Annotated in this window: 2 protein-coding genes and 1 pseudogene; 1 reads left to right on the top strand and 2 read right to left on the bottom strand. The window is 62.1% G+C overall.

Annotated features, from left to right (window positions below; genetic code table 11):
• Nucleotides 1–225: 225 nt before the first annotated feature.
• Nucleotides 226–687 carry a MarR family winged helix-turn-helix transcriptional regulator gene (locus tag EN935_RS35725; RefSeq protein ID WP_109660577.1) on the bottom strand — a complete coding sequence of 154 codons (462 nt, stop codon included), beginning with the start codon at nt 685–687 and terminating at the stop codon, nt 226–228.
• A 65-nt stretch (nt 688–752) separates the two neighbouring features.
• Here EN935_RS35725 and EN935_RS35720 point away from each other — a divergent pair, with 65 nt between their 5' ends.
• On the top strand, nt 753–1,226 hold the full coding sequence (locus EN935_RS35720; protein WP_127265858.1) for a cupin domain-containing protein: 474 nt from the start codon (nt 753–755) through the stop codon (nt 1,224–1,226).
• Between the two features lie 21 nt (nt 1,227–1,247).
• Here the strand turns inward: EN935_RS35720 and EN935_RS35715 are convergent.
• Nucleotides 1,248–1,473: pseudogene (locus EN935_RS35715) on the bottom strand (hypothetical protein); the annotation flags it as partial.

The following is a 1,473-nucleotide window of genomic DNA, read 5'->3' as shown; positions in this document are numbered from 1 at the left end:
CCACCTCGGCGCCGGCCTCAAGGCAGCGCCTGGCCAGCGCCAGACCCATGCCGGAGCCGCCGCCGACGATCAGGATTTTCTGATTTGAAATGCTCATTTCGCTCTGCCTTTGCTTGGATGACAAGGGCATGGATTGGCAGTTCGGCGCGACAGAAGGAACCGGAAGAAACCGATAGCGCCATCGGAAAGGCCGATGGAGCAGGGCGGACAAGCGCCGTCTCTGGCTCAGCGCACCAGCGGACTTTCCCAGACGACAAACAGCAAAGCTTTCAGCTGGGCAAAGCGCTCCGGCCCAAGTTCGATGCGCCACTCCTCCTCGATCTCGCGCAGGATATCGACCATTTTCCAGAAGGCAGCATGGCCGCGTTCGGTGGACCGCACCACGCGCGCACCGCCGTCGCCGGGAATGTCGGAGCGAACCAGATAGCCGTAACCTTCGAGACTGCTGAGCAGTTGGTTGATGGCCTGTTTGCTCATGCCGGCACGCTCGGCGATGGTGCCGGGCCGCGCGCCGTCCGGTCCGGGAAACTGCAACACCGCCATATGCGGCAGGCGCAATTCGTCGAAACCGGCGGCGTTGAGTTCCTTGATCAGCCGTCGCTGGATCGCTTGTGCCGGCACGCGCAGCAGGGCGCCGATTAGCAGGTTCTCGGTCTTGGTCTGCAGAACTTCCGCTGAGGTGGCCATTGACGATCCGGTAAATTGAGTTTACTGATAGCTAGTAAATGTAATTTACCGGAGGGGTTTGCGCAATGTCAGTCATGAATCTTCAGGTCAATCCAGCCAATGAAATCATCGGCACCACGGGTCTGTCGGTTCGCTTCCTGGTAACGGGCGACAATTCGAACGGCAGCGTTGCTGCCTTCGAGCTGATGGTGCCGGGCGCGCAGCGGCTGCCGGCGCCGGCGCACAGCCACGACCACTATGAAGAGACGATCTATGGCATTGACGGTGTGCTGACCTGGACCGTCGACGGCAAGCCGATCGAGGTCGGACCAGGAGAGGCGCTGTGCATTCCGCGTGGCGCAGTCCATCGCTTCGACAACAATGGCAGCACGGATGCGAAGGCGCTGTGCGTCGTCACACCGGCGGCGATCGGCCCGGACTATTTCCGCGAGGCTTTCGGCCTGCTCAACGCCGCCGCCGGCGGTCCGCCGGACATGGCCAGGATGATGGACATCATGCGCCGCCACGGGCTGACGCCTGCAGCGCCGCCACCGAGTTGAAGTCGGTCGAAGAGGCGCCGGTCATTCGCCGCAAGCGGTGAAGGTGGTGCCCGGGGTCCAGTCCTTGAAGGCGATGGTCTGGCCTTCGACCGAGACGGTCTTGTGCTTCGTGCTGCCGTCCGGCTGCTTTTCGCTGCTGGTGCCTTTGCCGGTCAGCACATTGTACTCGCAGGCGCTTTCGGCATTCTCCTCCATATAGTCATAATGGTCATAGGCAAAGCCGGCGACGATGAAGGCGCCGTTGCGC

Origin of the sequence: Mesorhizobium sp. M7D.F.Ca.US.004.03.1.1, assembly GCF_003998635.1 — a bacterium.
Classification (GTDB): domain Bacteria; phylum Pseudomonadota; class Alphaproteobacteria; order Rhizobiales; family Rhizobiaceae; genus Mesorhizobium; species Mesorhizobium loti.
Note: the sequence above shows the minus strand (reverse complement) of the source record. Positions and strands in the feature narration are given on the sequence as shown.